The sequence below is a fragment of the Paracoccus jeotgali genome, assembly GCF_002865605.1.
GTDB lineage: Bacteria > Pseudomonadota > Alphaproteobacteria > Rhodobacterales > Rhodobacteraceae > Paracoccus > Paracoccus jeotgali.
The window spans coordinates 1,204,589-1,221,368 of sequence record NZ_CP025583.1 but is presented as its reverse complement, the minus strand read 5'-3'; the positions used below and the strand labels follow the sequence as shown (position 1 = coordinate 1,221,368).

Here is a 16,780-nt window from a genome sequence, read left to right as displayed (position 1 = left end):
TTCACTCGGTGATGGTCAGCTCGTTGCCGTCCCACTGGACCAGGAACACGTCGCTGCGGGCGGCCTTTTCGCTGTCTTCGCCGCCGACGATCAGCATGCCGCCGTCGACCGCGAAGGCGCCGCCATAGGCCAGGCCTTCGGGCAGTTCGCCGATCTGGCTCCAACTGCCGTCCGTAAGCGCGAAGATCTCAGCGGCCCAGTGCTTGTTCAACCCGTCATGCGCGTACCAGTTGCCGGCTTCGGCAGCGGCGCGGGCGCCCTGGAAGTTGGCGCCGCCGGCGACCAGTACGGTGTCGCCGACTTGGGCGGCATAGGCGCCGGCGAGGCCTTCCTGCACTTCGGCGCCGTCCGGGGCCTGGATCGCGGGGATCTCGGTCCAGCTGGCGCCGTCGGCGCCGATGGTCACGGCCTTGACCGTATCGGTGCGCAGGCCCGGCTTGATCTCGCCATTGACGATCAGGAAGCTGCCGGGCGCGGTCTCGACCACGGCGGCGCCGGTGTTGGGCAGCGCCGGGTCCTGCCCCAGATCGTCCCAGCTGTTGCTTTCCGGATCATAGACCAGAACCATGTCGTTCCAGCGATAATCCTCGGGTTTCATGCCCATATAGCTGTTCACGACCTCGTTCCAGGCGTCGGGATCGGCCTCCTTGTCGATGGCCGTCACGTCGGCAAGATATTTGTCGAACAGCTCCTTGTTGTAGCCGCCGAAAATGGCGATCCGCCCGTCCTGGAGCGTGACGGCGCTGGCGCCGAGCAGCCCGGCCGGGGTCGTCGTCTCGAGCTTTTCCCAGGCGTCGGCCTGCGGGTCATAGCGGCTGACGGTGTCGAAGATGATGGGCGAGGTCGCGTCTTCGGTGGCGTTCCCGGAGCCGCTGAAGACATAGAGCTTGCCGCCCGCGACGGCGGCGGCGGGCTGCGAGGGCGCCGGGCCGTCGAAGGCCGCGATGGGCTGCCAGCCGGCGGCGCGGTCGTTCAGGTCGAGCGCGTAAAGCTCGGTCCCGGCGCTGCCGAGGCCCACGATCAGCCGGTCGTCGATCCGGGTGGCGATGCCGTTCTTGACGCCCACCGGCAGGTCCGGCCAATCCTCGGCCATGGCGGTGCCGGCGGTGGCGATCAGGGCCAGCGCGGCGGCGCCGACCATAATTTGCGTGCGCAATGTCATGTGGTCTCTCCTCCTTTGGTGATGTGGCGGGCGGCGCGGGCCGCCCGGGTCTGCGAGACGCGGGGCTAGGCGAGCCAGGCCGCGACCTCGGGGCGGTCCATCACGGCGTGCATATGCGCCTCGGCCGCGTCGTCGGGCATCTGCAGGGCCATGGGCGCGCGGGTCCGGCCGACCTCGACGCCCTGGATGCGGAAGGCGGCCTTGAGGCCGGGCAGCACGCCGGTTTTCAGCAGCGCCTCGACGAATATCTGGCTGACATCCTGCAATTCCTGCGCGCGCGCCAGATCGCCCGCGCGCACCGCCTGATCCAGCGCAACATAAAGCCGGCCCAGAATGTTGTAGGTCGAGCCGATGCCCCCATCCGCGCCCAGCACGGCGCCGGAGAGATACACCTCGTCATAGCCGAAGAAATAGCGACTGTCGGGGCGGCGGCGGCGCAGCATCGACAGCTTGAACAGGTCCATCGAGGAGAACTTGATGCCCCCGACATTGGGCAGATCCAGAATCCGTTCCAGCGCGTCGAGGGCGATCGGACGCCCGGTCCGCACCGGCACCTCGTAGACGATCATCGGCAGGTCGGTGGCGGCGGCCAGATCGCGGTAATAGGCCTCGATATCGGCGTCACTGAAGGGATAGGAATGGGGCGGCAGTGCCGACAGCGCGTGATAGCCAAGCTCGGCCGCGCGCTTGGCCAGACGGATCGAATCGCGCAGGTTCGGCATGCCGACATGGGCGATCAGGACGGCCCCGCTGTCCTTGGCGCAGTCGGCCACGACCTCTTGCTGTTCGGCCAGTTCCGCCGCGTCCAGCAGCCCCGATTCGCCGCTGCTGCCGCCGACATACAGTCCCGCCAGCCCCTGCTTCAGCACATGCGCGGTCAGATTGCGCTGCCGGCCCGCGTCGAACTGGCCGCTGTCGTCGAGGCCGGTCATCAGGGCGGCGAACATGCCGGTCAGTCGTTCAGTCATCGCGATGGGTTCCTTAAATTTCGGCCTGGGCCGCCCCTGCTGCACATCCGCGTGCAGCGTGCAGGGCTGCCGGAAAATTCACCCTTGCAGCATATTCCGCCATTTTTGTTTGACAAGATTTTTCTTTGGTAATACCAAATCCGACAGAGGGAGAAAAACGCATGTCCATGCTTGCCGCCGAACCAGAGGAACTGCGCCGCGCGCCGGACCTGATCGCCGACGAGCTGATCGCCCAGATCCGCGGCGGCGACTTCCCGCCTGACACCCCCCTGCCTACCGAACGCGAGCTGTGCGAGCGCTTTGCCGCCTCGCGCCCCACCGTCCGCGAGGCGCTGGCGCAGATCCAGATGCGCGGCTATGCGACGGCGGGTGTGGGCAAGCGACCGCGCGCCGCCCTGCCCTCGATCGCCACTGTCTTGCGCGGCACCGGCGATCTGATCCGCGAGGTTCTGGGCGACGCGGAAAGCGGCGCCCATCTGGAACAGATGCGCCAGTTCATCGAGAGCGGCGCCGCGCGCGAGGCCGCGAACCGCGCCGACCAGATCCATCTGGCCAAGCTGCAGACCGCGCTGGAACAGAATTTCAACGCCATCGGGACCGCGGATTTCGCGCCCACCGACATCGCCTTTCACCGGGCGCTGGTGTCGGTCGTGGGCAACCCGCTGATCCTGACGCTGCACGACATGTTCGTCAGCACCATGATCGCCCACCGCCCGCCGACCGACGATGCCGCCCGCTATGACCGCATCGCCTATGACGAACACCGCGAGATCTATCACGCGGTGCTCGACGGCGATGTGGTGACGGCAACGGATGTGATGGACCGCCATCTGGCGCGGTCCTATCGCGCCCGCCTCAAGGCCCCGCAACAGGCGCGTCCGACCTCGGATCGCCCTGCGGACTGACCACCGGCGGGCTCGCCGCCATTCATCGAACATCAAGGAGGATATGATGAAACTCAGGACCACCCTTCTCGCCTGCGCAGCGACATTGGCCCTTGCCGCCCCTGCCCTTGCCGAGCGCGAATTGACGCTGGGGATGCAGGACAATGAAAGCTCGAACGTCTATCAGGGCGCGCAGGAATTCGCGAGCAAGCTGGAAGAGCTGTCGGGCGGCGAGCTGACGGTGAACCTGTTCCCGTCCTCGACGCTCGGCGATTTCAAGGCGATGGTGGCCCAGCTTCAGGCGGGCGAACTGGACATGGTCATCACCGGCTATCCGGACATGAGCTATATCATCCCGGAACTGAACCTGATCGGCGCGCCCTATGTGGCCGATGATTTCGCCCATCTGGAAAAGATCATCGCCGGCGATTGGGGTCAGGAAATGGCCCAGAAATTCGCCGAGAACCGGGTCGAGCTGCTGGACGTGTGGTATTACGGCACCCGCCAGACCACCGCCAACCGGGCCATCGAATCCATCGACGACATGAAGGGCCTGCGCCTGCGCACCCCGAACGTGCCGTTCCTGATCGCCTATGCCGAAAACGTCGGTGCGACGCCCGCGCCCGTGGCCTTTGCCGAGGTCTATCTGGCGCTGCAGACCAACCAGGTCGACGCGCAGGAAAACCCGCTGCCGACCATCGATTCGATGAAGTTCTACGAAGTGCAGGACTATGTCGCGATGACCAACCACTTCGTCGCCTCGGCCGCGGTGCAGATCTCGAAAGAACTGTGGGACGGGCTGAGCGAGCAGGAGCAGGGCTGGATCACCGAGGCCGTGAAGGCCGGCGGCGATCTGAACGACAGCCTGACCACCAAGTCCGAAGAAGACCTGATCGGCACCTTTGAAGAGCGCGGGCTGACCATCACCCGTCCCGATCTGGCCCCCTTCCGCGCCGCGATGCAGCCCTATTACGACACGCTGGAAAAGGAATTCGGCGAAGGCGCCATCGCCCGCGTGCGCGGCGAATGACCTGACCCCTTTGCGGGCGCAGCCGCGCCCGCAAAGGCCATCCACCGCAAGGCAGGGGGCAAGCCGTTGGGCAATCCACGCAAATACAGCATCGAGGGCAGCATCGCCTCGATCATCTTCATCGTCCTGATCGGGGTGGTGCTGGTGCAGGTCTTCGGCCGCACGCCGCTGTTTCGCGGCCCGGTCTGGACCGAGGAAGCCGCCCGCTGGCTGTGGGTCTGGATGGCCTTCATCGGCATCGCCGAGGTCGAGCGGCAGGACGGCCAGCTGAAGATGGCGTTTCTGGCCGAACTGCTGCCCGCCGGCGCGCGCCGCATCCTGTATACCGTGATCGACTTGGTCTATCTGGGCATCGTCGGGCACCTGATCTGGATTTCCTACAAGACCGTGCTGCGGACCGCCAACAACACCACCGTCACCCTGCCCACCACCGACGCGCTGCTTTACGCCTCGGGGCTGGTGGCTTCGGTGCTGATCCTTCACCGCATCGTCCGTCGCCTGCTGGGCCGCCGCGACGTCACCGTCACGCGGGAGCCTACGCTATGATCCTTGCCGTCGTCGGCATCCTGTGGCTGCTGTTCGTGCTGATCGGCGTGCCCATCGGGGTCGCCATGATCTTCGTTTCAATGGGCTATTTCTATTACACCGGCATGGGCATCAGCTTTGCCATGCAGCGCATGGTGGACGGGCTCAACAGCTTTCCGCTGCTGGCCGTGCCGCTGTTCATCCTGGCCGCCGGGGTGCTGAACTCGGCCGGGATCACGAACCATCTGTTCGGCTTCGCCCGTAGCCTGGTCGGCCATATCACCGGCGGGCTGGGGCATGTGAACGTGCTGGCCTCGCTGTTCTTTTCCGGCATGTCCGGCTCGGCGCTGGCCGATGCCGGGGGCCTGGGCAAGATGGAGATCGAGGCCATGCGCGAGGCCGGCTATGACGACGATTTCTCGGGCGCGGTCACGGCCGCCTCGTCGATGATCGGGCCGCTGGTGCCGCCGTCGATCACCATGGTCCTTTACGGCGTCATCGCCAACGTCTCGATCGGCAAGCTGTTTCTGGGCGGCATCATCCCCGGCGTGCTTTGCGCCGTGGCGCTGATGGTCATGGTCTGGTTCATCGCCCGCAAGCGCGGCTATCCGCGCGACGTCCGCAGCACGCCGGCGCAGATCGGCACGCTGTTCATCAAGTCGCTGCCGGCGCTGCTGACCCCGCTGGTGATCGTCGGCGGCATCTTCTCGGGCCTGTTCTCGCCGACCGAAGCCGCCGCGATCACGGTCCTTTATGCGATCCTGATCGACCTCGTCTTCTATCGCGAGCTGACCTTCCGCAAGCTGTGGGATTCGATTTACGAGACCACCGTCACCTCGGCCTCGATCGCGACCATCGTGGCGGGGGTGGCGCTGCTCAGCTTCATCATGTCGCGCGAACAGGCGCCGCAGCAGATCGCCTCGTTCTTCCTGTCCATCGCCGACAGCCCGATCACCTTCCTGATCGCCGTCAACGTGATGATCTTTTTCCTCGGCTGCTTCATCGAGGCGCTGGTCATCCTGCTGGTCGTGGTCCCGATCCTGGTGCCGGTGGCGATGGGCTTTGGTATCGATCCGGTGCATTTCGGGATCATCACCGTGCTGAACCTGATGATCTCGATCCTGACGCCGCCGATGGGCATGGCGCTGTTCGTGGTGGCGCAGGTCGGCGGCATCCCCTATCAGCGGCTGGCGCGCGCGATCCTGCCCTGGCTGATCCCGCCTTTCGTGGTGCTGATCCTCGTCTGCGCCTTTCCGATCCTGTCCACCGGCCTGCCGAGCCTGATGGAGCGTTAACATGGATGTTCCCGACAGATTGCGCGGCGGGCTGGTGGTGTCCTGCCAGCCGGTCGATGACGGGCCGATGGACGCGCCTGACATCGTGGCCGCGATGGCGGCAGCGGCGGTTGCCGGCGGCGCGGCGGGCTTGCGGATCGAAGGCGCGGCGAACTTGGCCGCCGTGCGCACGCGGGTTTCGGTGCCGATCATCGGCATCATCAAGCGCGATCTGGACGACAGCCCTGTGCGCATCACACCCTTTCTCGACGACGTGCAGGCGCTGGCCAGCGCCGGCGCTGATATCATCGCCTACGACGCGACCGACCGGCCCCGACCCGAGACGACGGCCCGCCTGCTTTCCGCGATCCATGCGGCGGGTGCGCTGGCAATGGCCGATTGCGCCACGCTGGCGGACGGGCAGCGCGCCCGGGCCGAGGGTGCGGCGATCCTCGGCACCACATTGTCGGGCTATACCGCCGAGACCGCCAGCGACGCCCGCGGCCCCGACACCGCGCTGATCGCCGCCTTCCACGAATTGGGCGGGTTCGTCATGGCCGAGGGGCGAGTGAACACCCCCGACCTCGCCGCCGTCGCCATGTCGGCGGGCGCGGATGCCGTCACGGTCGGGACGGCGCTGACGCGGTTGGAGCATGTCACCGGCTGGTTCCGCGACGCCATCGCCAAGGCCCGCGACACAGCATGACGACACCGCTGCCCCGCACCGCCCTGACCGGCTTTGCCGCCGATCTGGGCGGCACCAAGATCGCCGCCGCCCGCATCCATGCGGGCGAGGTTGCCGAACGCCTGATCGCCCCCACCGATCCCGCCGCCGACCCCGACGCGCAGCTTGTCGTCATCAAGGGGCTGCTGGACCTGCTCGGCCATGACAGCGGCGCGCCGCTTGGCGTCGCCGTGGCCGGGCGGGTGGATGCAGAGGGCATGTGGCACGCCGTCAATCGCGGCACGCTTCACGCCATCGGGGATTTCTCGCTGCGCGACGGGCTGTCGCGTCACCTTGGCCCCGCGACCAGCCTCAACGACGCCGCCGCCGCGGCGCTGGCCGAGGGGCTGTTCGGGGCCGGGACCGACAGCGCGGGCTTTGCCTTCATCACCGTCTCGACCGGCGTCGGCGGCGGGTTGGTCATCGGCAACCGGCTTCTGTCCAGCGGCAACGGGCTGGCCGGGCATGTGGGCTTCGTCTCCAGCCGCTTCGCCAGCGGTCCCTGCGGCAGCGGCCGCATGGCGACGGTCGAAAGCATCGCCGGCGGGCGCGGCATCGCCGCCGCGGCGGCCGCAGCGGGATATGAGGGCCGCGACGCCCGCGCCGTCTTCGACGCGGCAGCCGAAGGGCAGGATTGGGCCGGCCGCATCGTCGACAGCTCGGCCCATGCCATGGCCTCGCTGATCGGGGATCTGACCACCATCCTCGGCCTCGACACCGTTGCGATCGGCGGCAGCATCGGACTGGCGCCGGGCTATATCGACCGCATCCGCTTGGCGCTGACCGAGGAACCCGAGCTGTTCCGCCCCCGCGTCGTCGCCGCAAGGCTGGGGCATGACGCGCCACTGATCGGCGCGCTCGCCGCCCATCTGAACAAGGAGCGTTCATGAAAGTCCTGATCCTTCCCGACCAGCAGGCCGCCGTGCAGCGCGCCGCCGAGATCGTGGCCCGCACCGTCATCGCCAAGCCCGATGCCGTGCTGGGGCTGGCGACCGGCGGCACCATGCTGCCGCTTTACGACGACCTCGCCCGCCGTCACCGCGACGACGGGCTGTCTTTTGCGGGCGTCACCACCTTCAACCTCGACGAATATATCGGCCTCGCGCCCGACCATCCGTGTTCCTATCACCACTATATGCGCGAGACGTTCTTCGACCGTGTCGATATCGACCCCGCCCGCACCCATCTGCCGCAGGGCGACGCGCCTGACCCGCGCGCCGCTTCGCTGGAATATGACGCGCTGATCACGGCGGCGGGCGGAATCGACCTGCAACTGCTGGGGATCGGGCAGAACGGCCATATCGGCTTCAACGAACCGACCGCCAGCCTCGGCTCGCGAACACGGATCAAGACGCTGACCACCGACACCCGCCGCGCCAATCAGCGCTATTTCGCCTCTTTCGACGAGACGCCGCGCTACGCGATCACCGTCGGCGTCGCCACGATCCTCGAGGCGCGGAAATGTGTGCTGCTGGCCACGGGCGAGGCCAAGGCCAAGGCGGTCTTCGGCATGGTCGAGGGGCCGCTCAGCGCCGTCTGCCCGGCCTCGGCGCTGCAACTGCATCCGCGCGCGACCGTGGTGCTGGACGAGGCGGCGGCGAGTGCGCTGGAGTTGACCGATTATTATCACCATGTGCATCCGCAAGGGGGCGAGAGTGTCTTCGACTGACCCGACCAGGCTCTATGCGCGGCAGCTTTACGACGGTTTCAGCGCCGATCTGGCCGCCGATCAGGTGATCGAAATCGACGGCGGCCGCATCGCCCGCCTGCGCCCCGCCACCGCCGCCGACGCGCGGGACGGAGTGCCGGAATACGAGCTGATCGCGCCGGGCTTCATCGACATCCAGATCAACGGCGCGGGCGACGCGCAGTTCAACTTCGATCCCAGTGTCGAGGCGCTGCGCCGCATGGCCGCCGGCGCGCGGCAGGGCGGCACGGCGCATATCATGCCGACCTTCATCACCGCCCCGAACCGCGACTATGCCGCCGCCATCGAAGCGGTCGAGGCCGCCCGCGCGCAGCACCTGCCCGGCATCCTGGGCCTGCATCTGGAAGGCCCGTTCCTGTCGCCCGCCCGCCCCGGGATCCATGACGCGACCGCGATCCGCAGGCTCGACCCAGACGACATCGAGCGATTGGCCCGCGCGCAGGTGGGCGTCATGCTGCTGACGCTGGCGCCCGAGGAACTGCCCGACGGGGTGCTGCCGCAGCTTTCGGAAGCCGGCATCCGCGTCTTTGCCGGCCACACCGCCGCCGATGCCGATCAGATCGCGCAGGCCGAGGCGCAGGGGCTGGTGGGGGTCACGCATCTCTTCAACGCCATGTCGCAGCTGACGGGGCGAGAGCCGGGTGTCGTCGGCGCGACGCTCGCCTCGCGCGGGCTGTTCGCGGGGATCATCGCGGACGGGCACCATGTCGACTGGCGCAATGTCGGAATCGCCACGCGGCTGATGCCCGACCGGCTGTGTCTGGTCACGGATGCGATGCTGACGCTGGCCGGAGAGCGGACCGGGTTTGAGCTGCACGGAGTCGAGATCACGCTCTGCGACGGGCGCCTGACCAATGCCGAGGGGCGGTTGGCCGGTGCCCATGTCAGCATGATTGAAAGCCTGCGCAACCTGCTGGCGCACACCGATCTCGACCTGCCCGCTGCGCTGAAGATGACCAGCGCGAACCCCGCCCGCGCCCTTGGCCTTGGCGAGCGGCTGGGCACGCTGCGGCCGGGCAGCGACGCCACCTTCACCTGCCTGACCGGCGATCTGGATGTGGCGGCGGTCATCATCGACGGCGTGATCGACCCCGTCTGAAATACAAAACGGCCCCGGCGAGGACGAACCCGCCGGCGCCGTGGAAACCTCCGCAGCCGCCTAGTGACGGATGTCCGGCTGCCCGAAGCGGCGGCCGCGCCGCCCGATGCCCAGCAGTTGATACAGCACCAGCGCCGCCAGCGTCGAGGTGCCGATCCCGCCAAGCGCGAAGCCGCCGAAGCTGACGGTGAAGTCCCCCTGCCCCGAAGATCAGCGCCACGCCGACCGTGAACAGGTTGCGCGGGTCCGAGAAATCGACCCCCGTGATCGACCCAGATCCGCGCCATGGCCGAGGCGATCAGGCCGAACACCGACACCGCCAGCCCGGCCAGCACCGGGGCCGGAATGGTCTGCAGGATGGCGCCGAATTTGGGCGACAGCCCCAGCAGGATCGCGACCACCGCCGCCATCGGAAAGATCAGTGTCGAATAGACCCGCGTCATCGCCATGACGCCGATATTCTCGGCATAGGTCGTGACCCCGGTCCCGCCGCCTGACCCGGCCAGCATGGTCGCCAGCCCGTCGCCCAGAAAGCCGCGGCCGATATAAGGGTCCATGTTCTTGCCGGTGATCGCACCCAATGCCTTGATATGGCCCAGATTCTCGGCCACCAGCACCACCGCCACCGGGGCGATCAGGCTGATCGCGGTCCACTCGAACCGCGGGGCCACGAAATCCGGCCAGCCGAACCACCTGGCCGCAGCGATGCGCGAGAAATCCACCCCCGGCAGCAGCCCCAGCCCATTGCCGAACACCAGCACCAGCACATAACCGAAGCCGAGCGCGATCAGCACCGCCAGCCGCCGCGTCGCGTTCTGCCCGTAAGCCGACACCAGCGCCATGCACAGCACCGTCGCCAGCGCGATGATCATATGCGGGCTCGACCCCTTCAACTGCCCGATGGCCACGGGCGCGAGGTTCAGCCCGATCGCCACCCCGATGGCCCCCGTCACCGCCGGCGGCATCAGCTTTTCGACCCAGCCCGAGCCGATGGCCATGACCGCAAGCCCGATGGCTGCATAGACCGCGCCTGCCACCACGATCCCGCCAAGCGCGGTCGCGAGGTTCGGGTTCGGCCCGCCGCCCGCATAGCCGGTCGCCGCGATCACCACCGCGATGAAGGCGAAGGACGAGCCCAGATAGGACGGCACCCGCCCGCCGGTCACGACAAAGAAGATCAGCGTCCCGATCCCCGAAAAGAATACCGCGACATTGGGGTCGAACCCCATCAGCAGCGGCGCGAGGATGGTCGAGCCGGCCATCGCCAACAGGTGCTGGATGCTCATCGGAATGGCGGCGGCGGTCGGCAGTCTTTCGTCAGGCATGACGGTGGCGCCCGTGGCAGGTCGCCAGGCGGGGAAATAGCCCATCACGAATCTCCGGATATGAAGCGATGGCGCTTCATGCCGGGGCGCGGCGAAAAATGCCAGTGTTACAACGCGCTCCGCCGCGTCAGTCGGCGGATTTTTCGGCCAGCGTCAGCCATTCCTCTTCGGCTGCGTCCAGCGCCTGCTGGCGTTCCGACAGGGCGTCGGTGGCCTTTTGCGCCTTGGCGGGCGCGTCGGCATAGATCGCCGCGTCAGACAGGAAGTCGGACAGCTTCGCGATCTCGGCCTCAAGCCGGGCGATGATCGCGGGCAGCGCGTCGAGGCGGTGCTTTTCGGTAAAGCTCAGCCCCGGCTTTTGCGCCCGCGATGGCGCGGGTTCGGCGCGCGCTGGCGTCGCGGCGGGGCGGGCGGCGGGTTCCGGCTCGGGCAGCGCGGTATCGGTGCGCTGGACGAGGTAATCGCTGTAGCCGCCGGCATAGATCACCGCGCGACCATCGCCCTCCATCGCCACGGTCGTTGTGGCGACCCGGTCGATGAAGTCGCGGTCGTGGCTGACCAGCAGCACCGTGCCGTCATATTCGCCCAGAATATCCTGCAGCAGGTCCAGCGTTTCCACGTCCAGATCGTTGGTCGGCTCGTCCAGCACCAGCAGGTTGGACGGCCGGGCCATGATCCGGGCCAGCAGCAGGCGGGCCTTTTCCCCGCCCGACAGGCTGCCGACCGGGGCGTGGACTTGGGAATCGTCGAACAGGAAGTCCTTGAGATACCCCACCACATGACGCGGCGTGCCGCGCACCATCACCTGATCCGACCGGCCCGAGACCGACATCGACGGGTCCGCCACCATCGCGTCCCACAGGCTAAGATCCGGGTTCAGCGCGCTGCGGGCCTGATCGAAGACCGCGATATCCAGATTGGTGCCGTGGATCACCTGCCCCTGATCGGGCGCGATCTCGCCGGTCAGCATCTTGATCAGCGTCGTCTTGCCGATCCCGTTGGGGCCGACAAATGCCACCCGGTCGCCGCGCAGGATGCGCAGATCGAAGGGGCGCAGGATGATCCGCTCGCCAAAGGATTTCGCGATGCCCTGCGCCTCGATCACGCGCTTGCCCGATTGCGACCCGGCGTCGAATGCCATGGCCGCGGTGCCCTGACGGCGGATCTGGGCGGCGCGTTCGGCGCGCAGCGCCTGCAGCGCCCGCACCCGGCCCATATTGCGCTTGCGCCGGGCGCTGATGCCTTCGACGGCCCAACGCGCCTCGGCTTTGATCTTGCGGTCCAGCTTGTGGCGGGCGTCGTCCTCGGCGGCCCAGATCTCTTCGCGCCAGTCCTCGAAGGCGGAAAAGCCCTTGTCCTGACGCCGGATCTCGCCCCGGTCGATCCACAGCGTCGCGCGGGTCAGGGCGCGCAGAAAGGCGCGGTCATGGCTGATCAGCACAAATGCGGCGCGGCTGCGCGACAGCTGATCTTCCAGCCAGGTGATCGCCTCGATATCCAGATGGTTGGTCGGCTCGTCCAGCAACATCAGTTCCGGCGCCTCGGCCAGCAGCCGGGCGAGCGCGGCGCGCCGACGCTCGCCCCCCGATGCGGTGGCGACCGGGCGGTCGGCGTCGAATTTCAGCCCCTCGGCGGCCATCTCGACGCGGTAACTTTCCGATGGCGCCAGCCCCGCCCCGGCGAAATCGCCAAGCGTTTGAAAGGCGGACAGGTCCGGGTCCTGCTCCATATAGCCGACGCGGACGCCTGCGGGGGTCACGACCTCGCCCCGGTCGGGTTCGACCAGCCCCGCCATGACCTTCATCAGCGTCGATTTCCCCGAACCGTTGCGCCCGACCAACGCCACCCGGTCGCCCGGTTGCAGGGTCAGGTTCAGCTCGTTGAAGACGGGATCGCCGCCGAAGCCAAGCGAGATGTCGGTCAGTTGCAGGAGGGGAGCGCGTGCCATGCCCCGGCAGTTACCGCCCCACCCCGCCCGCGTCAATCGCGCCTGGGGACACCGCGCCTTGCAGCCGGCCGCGATTTCGGCTGATCTGCGTCGGCACGAGCGGACAACAGGGGCAGGCATGGCGCAGAAGATCATCATCGACACCGATCCGGGGCAGGATGACGCGGTGGCGATCCTGCTGGCGCTCGCCTCGCCCGAATTGCAGGTGCTGGGGATCACGACGGTTGCGGGCAATGTGCCGCTGCCGCTGACCACCCGGAACGCGCGGCTGATCGTGGGGCTGTCGGGCCGCAATGATGTGCCGATCCTTGCCGGCTGCGACGCGCCCCTGTCGCGCAAGCTGGTGACGGCGGAAAACGTGCACGGCCAGACCGGGCTGGACGGGATCGATCTGGGCGAGCCGGACTATCCGCTGACGCCGGGCGACGGGGTCGATTTCATCATCGAGACGCTGCGGCGAGAGCCGGCCGGCAGCGTCACCCTGGTCCCCATCGGTCCGCTGACCAATATCGCGCAGGCGATGATGCGCGCGCCCGACATCGTGCCGCGCATCGCGCAGATCGTGCTGATGGGCGGCGCCTATTTCGAGGTCGGCAACGTCACCCCCACGGCCGAGTTCAACATCTATGTCGATCCCGAGGCGGCGGCCCATGTCTTTGCCGCGGGCGTCGATCTGGTGGTGATGGGGCTGGACGTCACCCACAAGGCGCTGACCTCGCCCGATTGGGTGGCGGGGATGCGCGCGCTTGGGACGCGGACCGGCGAGGCGGTGGCAAGCTGGACCGGCTTTTTCGAGCGTTACGACCGCGTCAAATACGGCTCGGAAGGGGCGCCGCTGCATGACCCCTGCACCATCGCCTATCTGCTGCGCCCGGAACTCTTCTCGGGCCGCCGCATCAATGTCGAGATAGAGTTGCAGGGACGTTATACGACGGGCATGACCGTCGCCGACTGGTGGGGCGTCAGCGGTCGCCCCGCCAACGCGCTGTTCATGAACCAGATCGACCGCGACGGGTTCTTTGCGCTGCTGACGGAACGGATTTCGACGCTGCCGTGACCCGGCGTCAGGGGGTCGTGCGGGCCTGATCCTCGGGTTCGGAAGGACTCGCATCTCTGACCGGCGCAGGCGTCTCCGCCGCCGCGCCCGTCGCTGTCGCCGCATCGCCCGGCAATTCGGGCAGCGGCCCGCCCTCGCCCAGGGTCTCGTCCATGCGCCGCACCAGTTCGGCGGTGATGTCGGCGGTCGAGATCGCCAGCAATGTCTGCCGCCGGTCCAGCACGATGGCCGCGTCGCGTTCCTGCATCAGCGCGGTCACCACCGGCAGCGACGCCTCGAGAAAGGCCGAGCGGTCCGCATCAGCGCGGGCGTTCAGCGCCCGCACCGCTTCGGCCCGGTCGCGCCGGACCTGCTGGGCGCGGGCATCGAAAGCCTCGGCCTTCTTGCGGAATGCGGCGGGATCTAGGGTCGGGCGCTCCGCGCTCAACGCCTGTTCCTCGGCCGTCAACTGGGCTTCCAGCCGCTTGTTCTCGGCCTCGATCTCGCGGGCGGCGGTCTTCAGCTGCTCTTGCGACCTCTTGCCCCAGGCCGAGGCGTCATAGGCCTGCTCGACATCCAGAACCAGCACCGCCACCGGCATCGGCGGCGGCTCGGCGGGGTCGTCCGGTTCCTCGACCACCGCATCTTCCGCCGGTTCCGGCAGGGGCACCACCGCGTCCGTGACGGGCGCAAGCGCTGCGCCCTCTGTCACCTCTTGCGCGGCCACAGGCGCGCCAAGGGACAGCGCCAGCAGCGCCGCCCCCAGCCAGACCCCGGCCCGAACCCGCATCAGAAGCGCGTCGACAGCGTCAGGTCGAAGTTCTGCGTCTCGTCGTAATCTTCCTTTTTCACCGCTTTCGAGAAGTTCATCCGCAGCGGCCCGATGGGCGTGGTCCAGAACAGCGACACCCCGACCGCCGCGCGGACATTCATCGAATCGTCCACGTCGCGGCCATAGGTCTCGTCCAGACCCCAGATCGAGCCGACATCGGCGAACAGGCCGCCGGTCAGCCCGTATTCCTCGGGCAGGCCCAGCGGGAACTGCGCTTCGGCGCGGGCGACCCAGTAATAGTTGCCGCCCAGAGCGTCCTGGTTTTCGGCTTCCAGATCGCGCGGGCCGATGCCGTTCGATTCAAAGCCACGGATGCGCTGCCCGTTGAACCGGTCCAGCACCCGGCTGGTCTGATCGTCCAGCATATGGACGGCGCCGGCCTCGAGCTGCGCGCGCATGGTGACATTCGGACGCCAGGCGGTCGATTCCACCCCGGCGGTCAGGATCGAGGTCACCGATTTGACGTCGCCGCCCAGCCCGGCGAAGTCCTGCGTGAAGCCCAGCTTGGTCGCCGTGCGCGGGTTCAGACCGAAACGGCGGCTGTCATAGCTGTAGCTGTAGCCCAGAACCGAGCTCCACAGCCCGCCCTCTTCCTCTTGCAGGATGGGCGAGGAGTCCTCGGTCACGTCGAACAGCGTATCCTTGGACAGGCGATACTGCACCTCGAGCCGGCCGGATTTCGAGATCGGGAACTGCAAGCCGGTCGAGAAGCCCACCGCGCGGGTGTTGTATTTCGCGTTGTCCTGATCCGTCTCGCGGTAATAACCCGAGAAGCGGAAGCGCAGGTCGCGCGACAGGAAGAACGGCTCGGCAAAGGTGAAGGTGCCCGATCGCGAGCCTTTCGTGGTCGACAGCCCAAGCGCGAGTTCCTGTCCGCGACCCAGAAAGTTGCGCTCGCTGAGGCCGAGGTTCAGGCCGACGCCCGAGCTGCGGCCATAGCTGGCGCCGAATTCCAGCGTCCCGGTCGGCTGCTCCTCGACGTTGACATCGACGATCACCTGCTCGGGGCTGGACCCCTCGCGCGTGTCCACGCTGGCATCGGCGAAATAGCCAAGCGCGCGGATGCGTTCGGCCGAGTTGCGGATTTCGCGCGGGTTGAAGGGGTCGCCTTCGACGGTGCCGAACTGACGGCGGATGACCTCGTCCAGCGTGGTGGTGTTGCCCTCGATGTCGATGCGCTCGACAAAGACGCGCGGGCCGCGGGTCAGCGCGAACGTCAGGTCCAGCGTCTGGTTGCGCGGGTTGCGCGTCACGCGCGGCTCGATATTGACGAAATCGAGCCCGGCTTCCAGGGCGATGGTCTCCATCCGGCGGATGCTGACGTCGATGATCTCGGGCGAGTAATAGCTGCCGCTCTTGACCCGGTTCTGGGCGCGGAAGGGGGTCGCATCGACGCCGGGGATCTCGGACACGGTGTCGATCTGGCCGAAGCGGTAACGCGGGCCTTCCTCGATCTGGTAGGTGACGTAGAAGGCGTCGCGTTCGCGCGCGATTTCCGGCGCCACGCCCTGCACTTTGAAGTCGGCAAAGCCCTGCGAGCGATAGAAATCGGTCAGCAGCTTCTGGTCCAGCGTCAGCCGGTCGGGGTTGAAGGTGTCGCTGCGGATGAAGGTCCGCAGGATGCCCGCCTGCTTGGTCTGCAGCACGTTGCGCAGGCGGCGGTCGGAAAAGCTGCGATTGCCGGTGAAGCCGATGCGCTCGATCTCGGTCACGTCGCCCTCGCGGACCTCGAACACCAGATCGACCCGGTTGCCCGAGCGCGGGATGACCTTGGGCGAGACGCGCGCCGCCAGCCGGCCCTGCGCCGAATAGGCCTGCGCGATGTTGGACGCATCGCGTTCCGCCTGCGCCGGCGAATAGACCCGCCGCGCCTGCGACGAGGTGATGGTCGCCAGCTCGTCATCCTTGATCCGGCGGTTGCCCTCGAAGGTGATTCGGTTGATCGTCGGCCATTCCTTGACCTGAATGACCAGCGTGCCGCCCTGCGGCGTCACCGAGACGCTTTCGAACAGGCCGGAGTTCTGGATGCGTTGCAACGCGTCGTTGACCTCGCCCGCCGAGACATTCGTGCCGCGCATGATGTTGGCGAACGAGATGATGGTCTCGGGCTCGATGCGTTCATTGCCCTCGATCCGGATCTGGTTGAACACATAGGCCCAAGCCTGCCCCGGCACGGTCAGCGCCGGAACAGCCCCGGCCAGTCCCGCGATCAGCGCCATCGCGCAGCTGCTGCGTTTCAGTTTCATCCTGCCTGCCCCTTTATGT

General features: G+C 67.5%; 15 protein-coding genes and 1 pseudogene. 9 read left to right on the top strand and 7 right to left on the bottom strand.

Features of this window, described 5'->3' with window-relative positions; translation table 11 throughout:
- Window position 1: 1 nt before the first annotated feature.
- From CYR75_RS06050 to CYR75_RS16015, 3 genes are all read right to left on the bottom strand, one after another.
- A complete protein-coding gene (locus CYR75_RS06050) occupies window positions 2-1,162 on the bottom strand; it encodes an N-acetylneuraminate epimerase (RefSeq protein ID WP_101499258.1) in 1,161 nt (386 codons plus the stop codon).
- 65 nt (window positions 1,163-1,227) lie between these two features.
- Window positions 1,228-2,130 carry a dihydrodipicolinate synthase family protein gene (locus tag CYR75_RS06045; protein WP_101499257.1) on the bottom strand — a complete coding sequence of 301 codons (903 nt, stop codon included), beginning with the start codon at window positions 2,128-2,130 and terminating at the stop codon, window positions 1,228-1,230.
- 13 nt (window positions 2,131-2,143) lie between these two features.
- The gene (locus tag CYR75_RS16015; RefSeq protein WP_158644594.1) at window positions 2,144-2,299 is read right to left on the bottom strand and encodes a hypothetical protein; all 156 of its coding nucleotides are present in this window, start codon (window positions 2,297-2,299) and stop codon (window positions 2,144-2,146) included.
- Between CYR75_RS16015 and CYR75_RS06040 the strand changes: the two genes are divergently transcribed.
- The 8 genes from CYR75_RS06040 to nagA all read left to right on the top strand — a co-directional run bounded on the left by CYR75_RS06040 (window position 2,292) and on the right by nagA (window position 9,374).
- The gene (locus CYR75_RS06040) at window positions 2,292-3,035 is read left to right on the top strand and encodes an FCD domain-containing protein (RefSeq protein ID WP_225972859.1); all 744 of its coding nucleotides are present in this window, start codon (window positions 2,292-2,294) and stop codon (window positions 3,033-3,035) included. The genes CYR75_RS16015 and CYR75_RS06040 overlap by 8 nt on opposite strands.
- Before the next feature lie 46 nt (window positions 3,036-3,081).
- The gene (locus CYR75_RS06035) at window positions 3,082-4,044 is read left to right on the top strand and encodes a sialic acid TRAP transporter substrate-binding protein SiaP (RefSeq protein WP_101500900.1); all 963 of its coding nucleotides are present in this window, start codon (window positions 3,082-3,084) and stop codon (window positions 4,042-4,044) included.
- A 66-nt stretch (window positions 4,045-4,110) separates the two neighbouring features.
- Window positions 4,111-4,590 (top strand): TRAP transporter small permease, encoded by a 480-nt coding sequence (locus CYR75_RS06030; RefSeq protein WP_101499256.1) that lies wholly within the window; start codon window positions 4,111-4,113, stop codon window positions 4,588-4,590.
- The gene (locus tag CYR75_RS06025) at window positions 4,587-5,864 is read left to right on the top strand and encodes a TRAP transporter large permease (RefSeq protein ID WP_101499255.1); all 1,278 of its coding nucleotides are present in this window, start codon (window positions 4,587-4,589) and stop codon (window positions 5,862-5,864) included. The genes CYR75_RS06030 and CYR75_RS06025 overlap by 4 nt, the downstream gene beginning before the upstream one ends.
- A gap of 1 nt (window position 5,865) precedes the next feature.
- Window positions 5,866-6,549 (top strand): N-acetylmannosamine-6-phosphate 2-epimerase, encoded by a 684-nt coding sequence (locus CYR75_RS06020; RefSeq protein WP_101499254.1) that lies wholly within the window; start codon window positions 5,866-5,868, stop codon window positions 6,547-6,549.
- Complete coding sequence (locus CYR75_RS06015) at window positions 6,546-7,457, top strand: ROK family protein (protein ID WP_101499253.1); 912 nt, start codon at window positions 6,546-6,548, stop codon at window positions 7,455-7,457. The genes CYR75_RS06020 and CYR75_RS06015 overlap by 4 nt, the downstream gene beginning before the upstream one ends.
- Window positions 7,454-8,236: a glucosamine-6-phosphate deaminase gene (nagB, locus tag CYR75_RS06010; RefSeq protein ID WP_101499252.1), complete on the top strand. Its 783-nt coding sequence runs from the start codon at window positions 7,454-7,456 to the stop codon at window positions 8,234-8,236. Before CYR75_RS06015 ends, nagB begins: the two co-directional genes overlap by 4 nt.
- A complete protein-coding gene (gene nagA / locus CYR75_RS06005) occupies window positions 8,223-9,374 on the top strand; it encodes an N-acetylglucosamine-6-phosphate deacetylase (RefSeq protein WP_158644593.1) in 1,152 nt (383 codons plus the stop codon). Before nagB ends, nagA begins: the two co-directional genes overlap by 14 nt.
- Window positions 9,375-9,706: 332 nt before the next feature.
- On the opposite strand, the pseudogene CYR75_RS06000 reads toward nagA, so the two are convergent.
- Together CYR75_RS06000 and CYR75_RS05995 are read right to left on the bottom strand one after the other, a co-directional pair.
- Window positions 9,707-10,636: pseudogene (locus CYR75_RS06000) on the bottom strand (solute carrier family 23 protein); the annotation flags it as partial.
- A gap of 190 nt (window positions 10,637-10,826) precedes the next feature.
- Entirely contained in the window at window positions 10,827-12,647 is a 1,821-nt protein-coding gene (locus tag CYR75_RS05995; RefSeq protein ID WP_101499250.1) for an ABC-F family ATP-binding cassette domain-containing protein, read from the bottom strand.
- 118 nt (window positions 12,648-12,765) lie between these two features.
- On the opposite strand from CYR75_RS05995, the gene CYR75_RS05990 reads away from it, so the two are divergent.
- Window positions 12,766-13,704, top strand: a complete 939-nt coding sequence (locus CYR75_RS05990; RefSeq protein ID WP_101499249.1) for a nucleoside hydrolase — start codon at window positions 12,766-12,768, stop codon at window positions 13,702-13,704.
- Between the two features lie 7 nt (window positions 13,705-13,711).
- Here the strand turns inward: CYR75_RS05990 and CYR75_RS05985 are convergent, their stop codons facing one another.
- The gene (locus CYR75_RS05985) at window positions 13,712-14,473 is read right to left on the bottom strand and encodes an OmpH family outer membrane protein (protein ID WP_101499248.1); all 762 of its coding nucleotides are present in this window, start codon (window positions 14,471-14,473) and stop codon (window positions 13,712-13,714) included.
- On the bottom strand, window positions 14,473-16,761 hold the full coding sequence (gene bamA, locus CYR75_RS05980; RefSeq protein WP_101499247.1) for an outer membrane protein assembly factor BamA: 2,289 nt from the start codon (window positions 16,759-16,761) through the stop codon (window positions 14,473-14,475). Before bamA ends, CYR75_RS05985 begins: the two co-directional genes overlap by 1 nt.
- Window positions 16,762-16,780 lie beyond the last annotated feature (19 nt).